The sequence below is a fragment of the Sinomonas sp. P47F7 genome (assembly GCF_049332655.1).
Taxonomy (GTDB): Bacteria; Actinomycetota; Actinomycetes; order Actinomycetales; family Micrococcaceae; genus Sinomonas.
Genome location: NZ_CP186327.1, coordinates 568,305 through 583,070, shown reverse-complemented (window position 1 = coordinate 583,070; position 14,766 = coordinate 568,305). Strand labels below are relative to the sequence as shown.

Below are 14,766 nucleotides of genomic sequence, written 5' to 3'. Positions count from 1 at the left end.
GATCAGTAGAGAGTCAGAGAGCGGCGGCGGGGACCCGGAAGCGCTCCACGAGCTCATCCATGAGCCGGTCGTAGCGCGGGTCGACTCGCCGGCGCGAGGGGTCCTCGTCGTGCCAGGCCACGATCTCCCGCGCGCCCTGCTCGAACGGGATCCGCGCCACGAAGTCTGGCACCACGCGGCGCAGCTTCGAATTGTCGAAGACCGCGGAATGGGTCTTGTCGCCGAGCAGCGAGGCGCCCCAGTCCGGGTCCGCCGCCGCGATGGCGTCCGAGGGCACGTGGACGATCCGGACCTCGGCGCCGGCGGCGCGGGCCAGGATGTGAGCGATCTGGTCCCACGTCAGAACGTCGTCGGAGGTGAGGTGGAAGGCCTCGCCAAGCGTGCGGGAATTCCCCAGCAGCGGGACGAAGCCGCGCGCGAAGTCCTCGTGGTGGGTCAGCGTCCACAGCGAGGTGCCGTCGCCGTGCACCACGATCTCCTTGCCCTGACGCATGCGCTCGACCGCCGTCCAGCCGCCGTTGAACGGGACGCTCGTGCGGTCGTAGGTATGCGAGGGCCGAATGATGGTCGCCGGGAAGCCCCTCTCCCGGTACGCCGAGACGAGCACGTCCTCGCACGCGATCTTGTCCTGGCTGTACCGCCAGACCGGATTCCGGAGGGGCGTCGATTCCAGGATCGGCAGCCGCGCCGGCGGGGTCTGATAGGCCGAGGCGGAGCTGATGAAGACGTACTGGCCCGTGCGCCCCTCGAACAGCTCGAGATCCGTGCGCACGTGTTCCGGCGTGAACGCGACCCAATCGACCACGGCATCGAACTCCCGCCCGCCGAGCGCCTCCCGGACGGAGCCCGGGTCGCGGACGTCGGCGACAAGCTGCTCAGCCTCGGCGGGAATCTCTCGCCGCCCGGTGCCGCGGTTGAGCAGAGTGAGCTCGATGCCCCGCTCGACCGCGAGGCGCGTGCTCGCCGAGCTGATGGTGCCGCTGCCCCCGATGAAGAGGACCTTGAGTGGACTCACGAGTGTGGCCTGCCTTTCGCCGATGCTTCACTCCGGTAGCGCTCGAGCACGCCCGGCGCCGCGGGGGCGGTGACGGTGGCTGTCCCCGCATTCTTCCACTCGGGGAACGCGCCCAAGAGGACGCCCGCGGCCTGGCGCGCGGCGCCGTCGGCCACGTACTCCCCCGGCTCGGGGACGAGCACGGGCAGCCCGAAGATCGCGGCCGCGGCCTGCTGGACCGCGGCGGAGCGCGCCCCGCCGCCCACGAGGATGATCCGCTCGGCCGCGACGCCCTTCGCCGTCAGGGCCGCGAGCCCGTCCGCGAGCGAGCACACGATGCCCTCGACCGCTGCGCGCGCGAGGTTCGCGGGGGTGTAGTTCCGCAGCGTGAGGCCGTGCAGGGAGCCGGTCGCGTCCGGGAGGTTCGGCGTCCGCTCACCCTCGAAATACGGCACGAGCGTGAGCCCCTCGGCGCCGACCGGCGCCGAGAGCGCGAGCTCCGTGAGCCCGGGCAGCGACACCCCGAGGAGGGCGGCCGTCGCGTCGAGCACGCGCGAGGCGTTGAGCGTGCACACGAGCGGGAGGTAGTGCCCGGTCGCGTCCGCGAAGCCCGCCACGAGCCCCGAAGCGTCCGACGTCGGCTGGCCGGCTACCGCGAACACCGTCCCCGAGGTGCCGATCGAGACGACGACGTCGCCCACCGACGCGCCGACCCCGAGGCCGGCTCCCGCGTTGTCCCCGGCGCCGGGGCCGATGAGCGCCCCGCCCGCCGCGGTCCCGGCCGCCTCGAGCGGCCCGAGGACGCGCGGCAGGACCGGGACGTGCCCGAGCGTCCGCACGAGGATCTCCGGCAGGTACTCGCCCGACGACGGCGACCAGTACCCCGTGCCCGATGCGTCCGAGCGGTCCGTCCGCAAGGCGTCCAGCCCATCGGTTCCAGGCCCGTGGCCCGCGAGCCGCCACGAGAGCCAGTCGTGCGGGAGGCAGACGGCCGCGGTCCGCGCCGCGTTCTCGGGCTCGTTCTCGGCGAGCCAGCGGAGCTTCGTCGCGGTGATCGAGGCCACTGGCACCGTGCCAGTCGCCTCGGCCCACCAGCGGGCGCCGGCGGCAGCGTCGCCGTCGCCCGCTTCTTTGACGAGTTCCTCGGCAGCCGCCGCCGAGCGCGTGTCGTTCCACAGGAGCGCGGGCCGCACCACGGCGCCGTCCTCGTCGAGGCACACCATGCCGTGCTGCTGGCCGCCCACGGAGATCGCCGCGACGTCGTCGATCCCGCCTGCGGCCGAGATCGCGGCCTGGAGCGCGTCCCACCACGCGTCGGGGTGCACCTCAGTGCCGGCAGGATGGGGCGCCGAGCCGGAACGCAAAAGCGCGCCGGTCTCGGCGTCGCGCACCACGACCTTGCAGGACTGCGTAGAGCTGTCGACTCCGGCTACGAGCGGCATGAACCTACCGTGCCCCGAGGAGGTGCTCGATGGCCAGCTGGTTGAGGCGGATGAACGCGTAGGAGCGCTCACCGGCCGCGTCGGCGTCGAACGCCTCGAACGCGGACGCGTCGGCGAGCAGCTCCGCCGTCGTCTCCCCCGGCGCGAGCGTGGGCTCGGACAGCTCGTACACGCCCGAGGTGCGCAGGGCCTCCTGGACCTCCGCGTCGGCGCGGAAGGACGCCGCGCGCTCCTTGAGGAGCAGGTACATGGACATGTTCGCGGCCGCGGACGCCCACACGCCGTCGTACCCGTCGGTGCGGGACGGCTTGTAGTCGAAGTGGCGCGGGCCGTTGTAGCGCGGGCCGCCGCCCGGGAAGCCGTTCTCGAGCAGGTCCACGGTGAAGAACGCGCTCGTGAGGTCTCCGTGGCCGAACACGAGGTCCTGGTCGTACTTGATGCCGCGCTGGCCATTGAGGTCGATGTGGAAGAGCTTGCCGGCCCACAGCGCCTGCGCGATGCCGTGGGTGAAGTTCAGGCCCGCCATCTGCTCGTGGCCCGTCTCGGGGTTGAGGCCCACGATGTCGCCGTGCTCGAGCTGGGCGATGAAGCCGAGGCCGTGGCCCACGGTCGGCAGGAGGATGTCGCCGCGCGGCTCGTTGGGCTTGGGCTCGAGCGCGATCCGCAGGCCGTAGCCCTTCTCCTTGATGTAGCCCGCGGCGGTGTCGACGCCCTCGCGGTAGCGGTCGAGCGCGGCGGCGAGGTCCTTCGAGCCGTCGTACTCCGAGCCCTCGCGGCCGCCCCACATGACGAACGTCTCGGCGCCGAGCTCGGCCGCCAGGTCGATATTGCGCAGCAGCTTCGCGAGCGCGAAGCGGCGCACCGAGCGGTCGTTGGACGTGAAGCCGCCGTCCTTGAAGACGGGGTGGCTGAACAGGTTGGTCGTGACCATGGGGACCTTGAGGCCGGTCTCCTCGAGCGCGGCGCGGAAGCGCTTGAGGATGAGCTCGCGCTCATCGGCGGACGCGCCGAACGGGACGAGGTCGTTGTCGTGGAACGTGAGGCCGTAGGCGCCGAGCTCCGCGAGCCTGTGCACGGCCTCGACGGGGTCGAGGGCCGCGCGGGTCGGGACGCCGAACGGGTCATTGCCGGTCCAGCCGACGGTCCAGAGGCCGAACGTGAACTTGTCCGCAGGACTGGGAGCTGTCGTGGGCTTAGGGGTCATATCAGGCACCTCATTGGGCTCGAAAGTGATTTAGTATGTGTTCTGAACTATATGGGTCATGGTGAACTTGGTCAATGGCCTTCCGGAGGAACCGGACGGCCGCCGAACTCATCGGGAAGGGGCGAGCGTGCGCGAGCACTTGGGCGGCACGGGAGGCAGCGCGGCCCCCGGGCGCGTGGCCGACGTGCGGCGGCGGAACTTGGCCCTCGTCCTCGGCAGCATCGGCCCCGACGCGCGCGCCACGCGGGCCGACATCGCCGCCGCGACCGGCCTCACGAAGGCCTCGGTCTCGAGCCTCGTCGCGGAGCTCCTCGAGACCGAGCTCGTCGAGGAAGTCGGCGTCACCCGGGCCGGCGAGCGCGGACGGCCGGGCGTGGGCCTCGTGCTCAACGGACAGCAGGGCGCGCTCGGAGCGGAGCTCAACGTCGACTACCTCGCGGTCGGGATCGTCGACCTCCAGGGCGCGCTCCGTTTCCACGAGGTCGCGGAGGCGGAGAACCGGGGGCGAAGGCCCGAAGACGTCGTTGCCGAGCTGACCGGCCTCGCGCGGCGCTGCGTCGCGGAGGCGGAGGCCGCCGGCATGAGGCTCGTGGGCGGCGGGCTCGCCGTCCCTGGTCTCGTGGTACCTGCCCGAGGCCGCATCGTCACCGCGCCGAACCTCGGCTGGCGGGACATCGACGTCTCCGCGGCGCTCGGCGAGCTCGTCCCCGGCGCCCCGTTCGGCGTGGTCCTCTCGAACGAGGCCAACAGCGCCGCCCTCGCCGAGCTCTGGTACGGGCACGGCGGCTCGTTCGGGACGTATCTGTTCGTCTCGGGCGAGGTCGGCGTGGGCGGCGGGCTCGTGATCGGCTCGGAGCTGTTCGCGGGCCCGGGCGGCTATGCGGGCGAGGTGGGGCACGTCGTCGTCGAGCCCGGCGGGCGGCGCTGCAGCTGCGGCGGGCGCGGGTGCCTCGAGACCGTGGCCGGCCAAGAGGCGATCCTCGCCGCGGCGGGCATCACCGACGGCGGGCGGACGACCGCGGCGCGCATGTCCGCTCTGCAGGCCGCCTTGGGGCGCGGGGACGCGGAGGCGATGAGCGCCGTCGAACGTGCCGGGCACTATCTCGGGATCGCGGTGGTCTCCGCCGCGCGCCTCGTGGATCTCTCCGCGGTAGTGCTCGGCGGGCATTTTGCGGTGCTTCGGCACTGGATCAGTCCCTCCCTCTCGAGCAGCCTCGACGGTTTCGCGCCGGGGCTCGTGGCGCCGGACGCGGTCGCGTTCTCGGAGCTCGGCACCACGGCGGCGCTGCGTGGGGCGGCCGGGGCCTCCCTGCGGCGGGCGCTCGCGGCGCCATACGAGCTGCTGGGCTGAGGACGCTCAGGCGTCCGTTCCTTCCTGCCCATCTAGAACCGCGACACGCCAGGGCCGCGGCGGCCAGCCTCGGCGTGTCCGGGGCCTTCGGGGCCCTAAGTGAGCAGGAAGGAACGCGTCAGCGCTACGAGCCGACCTCGGCGCGCGCGAGGTCCGCGAGCGGGACGGGGCTCGGCCGCGCGGCACGGCTCCGCACCTCGACGGCCTTCCCCGCGTGCGCGGAGTCGAGCAGGGATTCCATGACGTCGAGCACGTGGTAGGCGAGTTCGCCATTCGCTCGCGCCTCCCCGGCGGACCGACCGGCCGCGCCACCGCTAGCCTCCGCGACAGCCTCCTCGGCCAGCGCCCGCGCGATGTCCGCGATCCCGTAGCCCCGGCCCGAGTCCACATATCCGGCCGAGACGGGGAGCGCCTCCCACTCGCGCGACCCGAGTGGCACGAGCTGAACCTCCCCGTCGAAGTGGTTCGGATCGGGAACCGCGAGCGTCCCCAGCGAGCCATGCACCTCAATGTTCTCCGAGTGCGTCGCGACGGCGTCGAAGCTCATGACGAGCGTCGAAAGCGCGCCAGACTCGTGCACCAGAACGCCGGTCACGTGCGTGTCGGTCGTGACAGGGATCCGCTCCCCCGCGCGCGGCCCCGAGCCGATCACACGCTCTGAGCGGGTGTGGCTCGCCGCGCCGATCACCGAGACCACCGGACCGAGGAGTGTCACGAGAGCAGTGACGTAGTACGGCCCCATGTCCAGGAGCGGCCCGCCGCCGGGCACGTAGTAGAAGTCGGGGTTAGGGTGCCAGCGCTCATGCCCGGGCGTGACCATCGTGGCCGTCGCCGCGACGGGGACGCCGATCGCGCCGTCGTCAATGGCCTTGCGCGCGGTCTGGATGCCCGTGCCGAGCACGGTGTCCGGCGCGCAGCCCACGGCGACGCCCGCCTCCGCCGCGGCGTCGAGGACCTTCCGGGCGTCCGCGGCCGTGGCCGCGAGCGGCTTCTCGCCGTACACGTGCTTGCCGGCCGCGATCGCCTTGAGCGCGATCTCGGCGTGCGCGGCGGGGATGGTCAGGTTCAGCACGAGGTCCACGTCGGGTGCCCCCAGAAGCTCGTCGACCGGCACGGCGCGCACGTGCTGGCCGTACTCGGCAGCGACGGCCTGCGCACGCGCGGCGTCGAGGTCCGCGACGGCCACGAGCCGCACGTCCTCGAGCCGGCGGAAGCTCGCGAGGTACTGCGCGACGATGGCCCCGCAGCCGATGATGCCGACATTTAGCGGCTTGCCCACAGCAGGCCCCTTTCGATGATGGTGCGGACGTTGGCGTCCAGGAGGATCTCTACCCTGTGGCCTGGCGTGCACACGAAGATGCGGCCCTTGCCCCACTGCCGGGTCCAGATCGCGGGCGATGTCACCTCGCGGTGCCACGGGTCCCACTCCCGGACCTTCTGGGTGGTCGTCGCGAGGACGTCGATGTAGTCATCGGCAAGGACCCAGTACTGCTCGGTCACGAGGTCGAAGTCCCCGATGCCCTGCGTGATGGGGTGTTCGGCGGCAGCGGGGAGCATGTTCACGGTGTAGGGAACGTAGTTGTCCGACTGCTCGCCTGTGCGCTCGTCGGGGTGCTTGCCCGGGTGGCACGCGAACTGCCCGCCGATGAGGTGAAGGTAATCCGAGGTGTTGCGGTAGGAGTCGGCGATCCCGCCGTGCCACCCGGCGAGCCCGGACCCGTTCTCGACGGCCGTGCGGAGCCCCTCGAACTCGTCCTTCTCGATCGTGGACATCGTCATGCACTGCATCACGAGGTCCACGCTCGCCATGTACTCGGCGTCGGCGTAGATCTTGGGCGATTCCTCGACGCGCACATCGAAGCCGTTGGCCGCGAGGTGCGGGATGAACAGGTCGGTGGCTTCGATGGGCTGATGCCCGTCCCAGCCCCCGCGCACCACGAGCGCGTTCTTGGTGGTTGTCACTGCTGTCCTTTGGTTGGTTGCGGAATTCCGGTTGCGCCGTCACCTCTGCTGGGTGCGCACCCTGCGGAGGTGACGGCGCAACGTGGGGCGGGCACCGGAGGCGCAGACGACGGCGGTGCCGCGCCCCGGGTGCGAACCTCACCGGCTGCTGAAGGCGGCGTCGAACGCCGCGGCGGGAGGCGAGATCCGGGCCAGGCCTTTCACGAGCTCGAGCGCCTGCGGGGCCCCGACGAGCCGGTCCATGCCCGCGTCCTCCCACTCGATGCTCGTGGGCCCCTCGTACCCGATCGCGTTCAGGGTCCGGAAGATCGGCTCCCACTGCACGTGCCCGTGGCCAGCCGTGACGAAGTCCCAGCCCCGCCGCGGGTCCGCCCAAGCGAGGTGCGAGCCGAGCCGGCCGTTGCGCCCGTTGAGCTGGCGCACCGACTCCTTCACGTGCACATGGAAGACCTTCTCGGCGAAGTCCTGCAGGAACATGACGGGATCAAGGTCCTGCCAGATGAAGTGCGAGGGATCGAAGTTGAGCCCGAAGCACTCGCGGTCACCGATCGCCTCGAGCGTGCGCTTCGCGGTCCAGTAGTCGTAGGCGATCTCGGAGGGGTGGACCTCGAGCGCGAACCGGACCCCGACCTCGTCGAAGACGTCCAGAATCGGATTCCACCGGTCCGCAAAGTCTTGGTAGCCGGCCTCGATCATCCCGTCCGGCACCGGCGGGAACATCGCGACCGCCTTCCAGATCGAGGACCCTGTGAAGCCGGTGACCGTCTTGGCCCCGAGCCGAGCCGCGGCCCGCGCCGTGGCCTTCATGACCTCCGCCGAGCGCACGCGCACGCCCTCCGGATCCCCGTCGCCCCACACTTCTGGGGACAGGATCCCCTCGTGCCGGGCGTCGATCGGGTCATCGCACACCGCCTGGCCCGTCAGATGGTTCGCGATCGCGAACACCTTCAGGCCGTTGCGCTCAAGGATCGCGAGCCTCTCGGCGACGTACGCGTTGTCCACAGCGGCCCGCACCGGATCGAGGTGGTCGCCCCAACAGGCGATCTCGAGCCCGTCGAAGCCCCACTCCCCCGCGAGCCGCGCGACCTCCTCGAACGGCAGGTCCGCCCACTGGCCCGTAAACAAGGTAATAGGTCGTGCCATCGTCAGGCTCCTCCCACCCTCGTCGAAACCGAAGCCCGCGCAGAGCCCGAAACCCCCGCAGAGCCCGAAACCTTCGTCCAGCGGGACTCGTCCGCGGCGCTCGCTTCGACGGCTTCCAGAACGCGCTGGACCGTGAGCGCGTCTGCGAACGACGGCGTGGGCTGCTTCCCGGCCGCGATCGCCTCCACGAGATCCACCACCTGATGCGTGAACGCGTGCTCGTAGCCGAGCCCGTGGCCCACCGGCCACCAATGGCCCGTGTACGGGTGTTCGGGCTCGGTGACCTGGATCCGTCGGAATCCGGCGTTGGGCTCCTGCGCGGCGTCGTACACCCACAACGAGTTCATGTCCTCGAAGTCGAACGCGAGCGAACCCTTCGTGCCGTTGACCTCGAGCCGCATCGCGTTCTTCCGGCCCAGCGCGAATCGCGTCGCCTCGAACACGCCCACGGCGCCGCCGTCGAGCCGCGCAGTGAAGGCCGCGGCGTCGTCGACCGTCACCGGCCCGCGCGGAGCGTCCGCGCCGCCGTACCCGCCCAAGCCTACGAAATCGCCCGCGATCGGGCGCTCCTTCACGAACGTCTCGAGCAGCGCCGAAAGCCCCACGATGTTCTGCCCCGTGACCCACTGCGCGGCGTCGATGATGTGCGCGCCGATGTCCCCGAGCGAGCCCGAGCCGGACTTGGACTGGTCGAGCCGCCACGTGAGCGGCGCGTTCTCGTCCGTGAGCCAGTCCTGGAGGTACTGGGCGCGCACGTGCCGGATCTCCCCGAGCGCCCCCGAGTCCACGAGCCGCTTGGCGAGCGCGAGCGCCGGCGTGCGCCGGTAGGAGAACCCGCACATCGACAACACGCCCCGGGCCGCTGCGGAGTCTGCGGCCGCCGTCATCCGCTCCGCCTCGGCGACCGAGTTCGCGAGCGGCTTCTCGCACAGCACGTGCTTGCCGGCCTCGAGCGCGGCGATCGCGATCTCGGCGTGCGTGTTCCCTGGGGTGCAGATGTCGATGAGGTCGATGTCGTCCCGCTCGATGAGGCGCCGCCAGTCCGTCTCGGTCGAACCCCAGCCCAGCTTCGCCGCGGCCGCCGCGACCCGCTCCGGATCCCGGCCCGCGACAGCGGCCAGCTCGGGAACCAGCGGAAGGTCGAAGAATCGCGGCGCGGTGCGCCACGCGTGCGAGTGCGCGGCTCCCATGAACGCGTATCCCACCATGCCGACGCGCAGGGGCTTGGATTCAGTCACAGTTGCCGTCCTTTCGAATCATTTGCTGAAGCCCGCCGTCAGGCCGCTCACGAGCTGGCGGCGCGCCACAACGTACACGACGAGCAGCGGAAGCGTCGCGAGGACCACGGACGCGAGGATCGCGGGCACGTTGACGCTGAACTCCCCCTGGAACGTCCACAGCGAGAGCGGGAGCACGCGCGTGTCCGGGCTCTGCGTGAGGATGAGCGGGAAGAGGAAGCCGTTCCAGACGTTGAGCGCGTCGTAGATGCCCACGGTCACGACCGCGGGCCGCACGAGCGGGAAGGCGAGCCGCCACATCATGGCCCAGTCGCTCGCGCCGTCCAGCCGCATCGACTCGAACAGCTCGCCGGGGACGTCGCGCAGGAAGTTGCTCAGGATCAGCACCGAGATCGGGATGGCGAACGCGATCGAGGGCAGGATGAGCGCGAGCAGCGTGTCGTACATGTGGGCGCGCGTGATCATCCAGTAGATCGGGATGATCGTCGCATGCAGCGGGATCGCGAGGCCCAGGAGGAACAGGCGGTTGGTCCAGTTGAGGAACCATCCCCTGCCCCGCACGATCGCGTACGCGGCCATGAAGGAGATCAGGAGCGTCGGCACCACGCTGCCCACCGTGACGATGAGGCTGTTCGTGAAGTACTTCACGAAGTCGCTCTGCACGACGAGGGCGTAGTTCTCGAACGTCGGGTCCGAGGGCGGCAGGAGCGGGTTCGAGGCGAAGAAGCCGGCCTGATTCTTGAGGCTCGTGATCACCACGTAGTAGATCGGCAGGATGATGATCGCGAGCCACAGCCAGCCGCCGAGCGCGCCCAGGACGTTGGGCCTGAACCTGCCGCGCCGTGCCGACCGTGGGGCTTCCTGCGGACTGCGGCGCGTGGGCGCCGAGGCGCTTGAGGGGGCCTGGGTTGTGGAAGCCATCACGCGCCCTCCAATTGGCTTGCCGTCCGGTTTGTGCCGCCGAGTCGCTGCAGGAGCAGGGCGAGGGCGAGGCCGATGACCACGAGGATCACGCCGAGGGTGCTCGCGGCGCCCATGTCGTTGGCCTTGAAGCCGGTCAGATACATGTGCAGGGGCAGGAGGCGGGTCGAGTAGCCGGGACCGCCCGCGGTCAGGACGAAGATGAGGTCGAAGTACGCGAGCGAGCCGACGGCCATGAGGGTCGAGGACGTGATGACCGTGTACTTGAGCTGCGGGAGCGTGATGTTGAAGAACTGCTGCACGCGGCCCGCGCCGTCGATCTGCGCGGCCTCGTAGAGCGAGCCGGGGATCTGCCGGACGCCACCTTGGTAGATGAGCGTGTGGAACGGCACGAACTGCCACGCGATGACGAACACGACCACGAACAGCACGAGGTCGGAGTTGCCGAGCCAGTCCTGCGCGAGGATCGGGAGGCCCAGGCCGGCACCCATGCCGAAGTTCGGGTCGAGGAGCGCCTTGAACGCGATCGCGATCGCGGCCGAGGAGAGCAGGAGCGGCACGAAGTACAGGACCGCGAGGAGCGCCCGGTACCGCTGCCGGCCCGCCGTGAAGACGCCGAGGAGGAGGCTGATCGGGGTCTGGACCACGTAGGAGAAGACCATGATCTTCGCCGTGACCCACAGCGCGTTGCCAGTCACCGGGTCGGTGAGCGTGCGGACCCAGCTGCCTACGCCGTCGAACGTTATCTCGCCTAGGCCGTCCCACTTCGTGAAGCTCAGCGCCACGACGCCCGCGAGGGGGATGATCGCGAAGGCGAGGAAGAAGATGAGAGCCGGGGCGGCGAGCCACCCGGACGGGCCCGCCTCGCGGGCCCGCCGGGTGGCGGATCGGGTGAACGCCATGCTTACTTGCCGATCGTCGCGTTCATCGTGCTGACGAACTGATCCGGGGTGGTCTTCTTGAGGAAGATCTGGTCGAGGTTGGCGAGCATCGCGTCGCCCTGGGCCGGGCTCAGCGCCTGGTCCCACGAGAGCGTGAAGCTCGGGGCGTTCTTGACCATGCCGTACACGTAGGTCAGGAAGTCCTTGTCCGGGGAGGCCGCCAGCTTGCCCTCGATGCCCTGGACCACGGGCACGGCACCCGAGTCGATGAGCGCCTGGGTGTCGGCGTCCGTGAACATGCCGCTCTTGATGTAGTCGAGCGCGGCCTTCTTCTGCGAGTCCGTGGCCTTCGAGGAGACGGACCAGAAGTTGGACGGGTTGCCCACGATGTCCGTCGGATCGCCCTTGCCGCCGCTCACGGTCGGGAACGTGGTCCAGCCGATCTTGCCGCCCTTGATCGCGTCCGCGGCGTTCGTCTTCAAGCTCTGGTAGATCCAGCCGCCCTGGAGGATCATCGCGGCCTTGCCCGTGTAGAGGAGGGCCTGGTCGGCGTTGCTGTCCGCGGCGATCGAGGAGAAGCCGTTGATGAAACCGCCCGCGTCGACGAGCTGCTGGATCTTGGTGAGCGCCTCGACGACTGCCGGGTTGGACCACGCGTTCGGCTTGTTCGCCGCGATGTCGGCGAACGCCTGCGGGCCGCCGATGCGGTCCACAAGGTACTCGAGCCACATGAGGTCGGGCCACTTGGACTGGCCGCCGAGGGAGAATGGGGCGATGCCCGCGGCCTTGAACTTCGGCACGAGCGCCATGAGCTCGTCCCACGTCTTGGGCGGCTGGGCGCCGATCTTCGCGAAGAGGTCCTTGTTGAAGTAGAGGACCACGGGCTGGGCGTTGTTGTTCGGGATCGCGTACTGCTTGCCGTTGACCTGGCCGTTCTGCAGGACGGACGGGAGGTACCGGTCCTTGACCGAGGGGTTCTGGGCGAGGAACGAGCCGAGGTCGTCGACCTGGCCCGCGTCGACGTAGGACTTGAGCACGCCGCCGCCCCAGCCGTAGATGAACGTGGGCCCCTGGCCGGCACCGACGGCGGTACGGACCTTGGTCTTGTAGGCGTCGTTCGCAAAGAAGTCGAGCTTGATGGATTCGCTCGAGTTGGCCTTGTTCCACGCGTCGACCGACTTCTGCAGGACCGGCTGGTTGCCGCCGGTGAGGCCCCACATCGTGGCCGAGTCGGAGCTTACGGCCGATCCGCCGGGACCGCCCGAGCCGCAGGCTGCGAGCGTGACGGCAAGGGCGCCTGCGGCGAAGGCGGTCGCGGCGTAGCGCAGTTTGTGCATGTTCATGGTTTTCCGTTCATCCTCCGGGGTCAACGCTGCCCACCCGGTCTAGGGAGGAGGCCACCGCCCTCTTCAGCGGAGGCGAGGCCCTCGAGACTGATCTGGAATTAGCTCCCGTGCTATCGAAATCTTTCGTCCGAAGCTTGGGTCGCACAGCAACGTTAGGACGTGACTCGAATCACGGTCAAGGGGTTGCGGCGAAAAAGTTCAGAGCGTTGACGAAAGGGGTGAACTGGCCCCTCGACGCATTCCGCGCGTTAGTAGGCCGGGCGGCGGCGAGCCTTCCGCTTGGGTGCTGGCCGCCGTCGTGCGCCTTGACTCGACGCCGGGCGCAAGCCACACTGTTCTCAGCGAAAATGTTTCGAAACTCAGGATCGTCAATGACCCTCACAACGCCCGATGGCAAGCCGACGCTTGCCGCGATAGCCCGCCTCACGGGCGTCTCCACGCCCACCGTCTCGAAGGTGGTCAACGGGCGCGAGGACGTTTCCGCCGAGACGCGCGCCAAGGTGCTCGCGGCCCTCGAGGAGGCGGGGTACCGCTCCCCGGGGCAGCGCCGCAGCACCACCGGCCCGGACGTGGTCGACGTCGCGTTCGACTCGGTCAACTCGAACTACGCCTCGACCGTTTTGAGCGGAATCCTCGACTATGCGGCTGAGGCCGGGGTCGAGATCGTGTTGAGCGTCACCGGGCCCGCACCCGACGCTCTGCTCGACCTCGGCCGCAAGGCCCAGCGCATGGTCGACGAGGGACGCGCAGGAGTCATCGTCGTGACCTCGGCCTTCTCCGATGCCCACCTCGCCGCGTTCCGGCGGAGGCAGCTCCCGGTGGTCGTGATCGACCCGCTCAACCCGCCGCCGGCGGACGTCGTGAGCGTCGGCGCGACCAACTGGTCGGGCGGGCGCGCCGCGGCCGAGCACCTCCTCGACCTCGGGCACCGCCGCATCGCGTATCTCGGCGGGCCCGATTCGGCAGAATGCAACCAGGCCAGATTGCACGGGTACATGTCGGCCCTCATGTCACGCGGGGTCGAGTTCACGCCCGAGCTCGTGATCCACGGCAAGTTCAGGGTTGAGCACGGGATCGCGGGGCTCACGGCGCTCCTCGACCGGCCCGAGCGCCCCACGGCGATCTTCGCCGGGAACGACGCCATCGCCGTCGGCGTGCTGCGCGAGGCGCGGCGGCGCGGGATCCGCGTCCCCGAGGACCTGAGCCTCGTCGGCTTCGACGGGACGGTCCTGGCCGAGGACTCGGTCCCCGCACTCACGTCCGTCGCGCAGCCCCTGCACGACATGGGCCGAGCCGCCCTCCGCACCGTGCTCCGGCAGGCGCGCGGCGAGCAGCTCGACTCACACCGCGTCGAGCTCGCGACCCAGTTGGTGGTGCGAGAGTCGACGGCCCCGCCGGCCTAGGCCCCCGCCGGCCCGGGCCGCCCATTTCACGTCACGTCTAAACGTGCTTGACGGTCAGCCCGTCGATACCCGCAAAGTCCTCGCCGTTGAGACAGGATAGGTGGCCGGTGGCTTAGATCCAGCGCGGCGCCGCCGGAGCCTCGGCGAGGCTCCCGCCGTCGTTGGTTGCCGTGAGCGGCGAGCCAGGCTCGGCCCCACGCCCGGCCGCCCAGCGGACGACGGCGGCGAGCGGCCCCTCGACGAGCGTCACACCAGGCGCTGGCTCGCCGAGCGTGAGCCCGGCGTCCTCGCCGCCGGCAACCCGGACGGCGAGCGCGGCGGTCTCTCCGCGCTTCTCCCACGCGCCCCAGATGTCGCCGAGCAGCCGTCGCAGCACGGCCGCGGGGACGTCCGCGAAGCGGGCCCCGTTGTCGAGGTCGACCGCGTGCAGCCACACCTCGCGCGTCCGCATCCACACTGTCTCGGCCACCGGCACGAGCCGGCCCTGCGCCGTGCGGACTTCGAAGTCCCAGCGAGCGGCCGGCAGATCGCGCCACTCGACGGACAGATGAATGGCCGAGTGGTCGAACAGGTTCTGCAGCGCGACCGGCGGGAGCGTCGCGCCGAACTCGATCTCGGCGTTCCGCGCCGCGGGCGAGGAGTACATCGGCGTCTCGACCCCGGTTGCGGCCCACTCGACGAGCCGCGCGACGGCCCGGGCGTTGTAGCCCACATGGGCTATCACGTGGCGTCGGGTCCACCCGGGCAGGAGCGAGGGCCCGCCGAGATCCGCCGAGGAGAGCTCGCTGAGCTTCCGCGCGAAGAACGCCGTGCCGCGCCGGGCCGTGAGCAGCCCAGCGCGAACCTCCGCGTCCTCGACCAGGTCACGCCGCGCGACCACG

13 protein-coding genes are annotated in these 14,766 nt (G+C 70.4%); 2 read left to right on the top strand and 11 right to left on the bottom strand.

Going from position 1 to position 14,766, the window contains the following annotated elements:
• Positions 1–13: 13 nt before the first annotated feature.
• From ACOKR1_RS02885 to xylA, 3 genes are read right to left on the bottom strand one after another with little or no spacing between them, the layout of a single operon-like run.
• Positions 14–1,015, bottom strand: a complete 1,002-nt coding sequence (locus tag ACOKR1_RS02885) for an SDR family oxidoreductase (protein WP_422935272.1) — start codon at positions 1,013–1,015, stop codon at positions 14–16.
• Positions 1,012–2,436 carry a xylulokinase gene (gene xylB, locus ACOKR1_RS02880; RefSeq protein ID WP_422935271.1) on the bottom strand — a complete coding sequence of 475 codons (1,425 nt, stop codon included), beginning with the start codon at positions 2,434–2,436 and terminating at the stop codon, positions 1,012–1,014. The genes ACOKR1_RS02885 and xylB overlap by 4 nt, the downstream gene beginning before the upstream one ends.
• A gap of 4 nt (positions 2,437–2,440) precedes the next feature.
• Positions 2,441–3,640, bottom strand: a complete 1,200-nt coding sequence (gene xylA, locus ACOKR1_RS02875; protein ID WP_422935270.1) for a xylose isomerase — start codon at positions 3,638–3,640, stop codon at positions 2,441–2,443.
• Positions 3,641–3,767: 127 nt separating this feature from the next.
• Here xylA and ACOKR1_RS02870 point away from each other — a divergent pair, with 127 nt between their 5' ends.
• On the top strand, positions 3,768–4,991 hold the full coding sequence (locus tag ACOKR1_RS02870) for an ROK family protein (protein ID WP_422935269.1): 1,224 nt from the start codon (positions 3,768–3,770) through the stop codon (positions 4,989–4,991).
• 124 nt (positions 4,992–5,115) lie between these two features.
• Here ACOKR1_RS02870 and ACOKR1_RS02865 read toward each other — a convergent pair whose 3' ends face one another.
• The 7 genes from ACOKR1_RS02865 to ACOKR1_RS02835 form a co-directional block, all read right to left on the bottom strand.
• Positions 5,116–6,270 (bottom strand): Gfo/Idh/MocA family protein, encoded by a 1,155-nt coding sequence (locus ACOKR1_RS02865; protein ID WP_422935268.1) that lies wholly within the window; start codon positions 6,268–6,270, stop codon positions 5,116–5,118.
• Complete coding sequence (locus ACOKR1_RS02860) at positions 6,255–6,953, bottom strand: ThuA domain-containing protein (RefSeq protein WP_422935267.1); 699 nt, start codon at positions 6,951–6,953, stop codon at positions 6,255–6,257. Before ACOKR1_RS02860 ends, ACOKR1_RS02865 begins: the two co-directional genes overlap by 16 nt.
• A gap of 138 nt (positions 6,954–7,091) precedes the next feature.
• A complete protein-coding gene (locus ACOKR1_RS02855) occupies positions 7,092–8,096 on the bottom strand; it encodes a sugar phosphate isomerase/epimerase family protein (RefSeq protein WP_422935266.1) in 1,005 nt (334 codons plus the stop codon).
• Between the two features lie 2 nt (positions 8,097–8,098).
• Entirely contained in the window at positions 8,099–9,334 is a 1,236-nt protein-coding gene (locus tag ACOKR1_RS02850; RefSeq protein WP_422935265.1) for a Gfo/Idh/MocA family protein, read from the bottom strand.
• Positions 9,335–9,352: 18 nt separating this feature from the next.
• Complete coding sequence (locus tag ACOKR1_RS02845; protein ID WP_422935264.1) at positions 9,353–10,255, bottom strand: carbohydrate ABC transporter permease; 903 nt, start codon at positions 10,253–10,255, stop codon at positions 9,353–9,355.
• Positions 10,255–11,157, bottom strand: a complete 903-nt coding sequence (locus ACOKR1_RS02840) for a carbohydrate ABC transporter permease (protein ID WP_422935263.1) — start codon at positions 11,155–11,157, stop codon at positions 10,255–10,257. The genes ACOKR1_RS02845 and ACOKR1_RS02840 overlap by 1 nt, the downstream gene beginning before the upstream one ends.
• Positions 11,158–11,159: 2 nt before the next feature.
• Entirely contained in the window at positions 11,160–12,479 is a 1,320-nt protein-coding gene (locus ACOKR1_RS02835; RefSeq protein WP_422935262.1) for an extracellular solute-binding protein, read from the bottom strand.
• A gap of 374 nt (positions 12,480–12,853) precedes the next feature.
• Between ACOKR1_RS02835 and ACOKR1_RS02830 the strand changes: the two genes are divergently transcribed.
• On the top strand, positions 12,854–13,885 hold the full coding sequence (locus ACOKR1_RS02830) for a LacI family DNA-binding transcriptional regulator (protein ID WP_422935261.1): 1,032 nt from the start codon (positions 12,854–12,856) through the stop codon (positions 13,883–13,885).
• Positions 13,886–13,997: 112 nt separating this feature from the next.
• On the opposite strand, the gene ACOKR1_RS02825 is transcribed toward ACOKR1_RS02830, so the two are convergent.
• On the bottom strand, positions 13,998–14,765 hold the full coding sequence (locus ACOKR1_RS02825) for a maleylpyruvate isomerase family mycothiol-dependent enzyme (RefSeq protein ID WP_422935260.1): 768 nt from the start codon (positions 14,763–14,765) through the stop codon (positions 13,998–14,000).
• Position 14,766 lies beyond the last annotated feature (1 nt).

Coding starts and splice junctions, on each gene's coding strand:
- xylB (WP_422935271.1), bottom strand. CDS start 2,436: ATGCCGCTCGTAGCCGGAGTCGACAGCTCTACGCAGTCCTGCAAGGTC.
- xylA (WP_422935270.1), bottom strand. CDS start 3,640: ATGACCCCTAAGCCCACGACAGCTCCCAGTCCTGCGGACAAGTTCACG.
- ACOKR1_RS02855 (WP_422935266.1), bottom strand. CDS start 8,096: ATGGCACGACCTATTACCTTGTTTACGGGCCAGTGGGCGGACCTGCCG.
- ACOKR1_RS02845 (WP_422935264.1), bottom strand. CDS start 10,255: ATGGCTTCCACAACCCAGGCCCCCTCAAGCGCCTCGGCGCCCACGCGC.
- ACOKR1_RS02840 (WP_422935263.1), bottom strand. CDS start 11,157: ATGGCGTTCACCCGATCCGCCACCCGGCGGGCCCGCGAGGCGGGCCCG.
- ACOKR1_RS02835 (WP_422935262.1), bottom strand. CDS start 12,479: ATGAACATGCACAAACTGCGCTACGCCGCGACCGCCTTCGCCGCAGGC.
- ACOKR1_RS02830 (WP_422935261.1), top strand. CDS start 12,854: ATGACCCTCACAACGCCCGATGGCAAGCCGACGCTTGCCGCGATAGCC.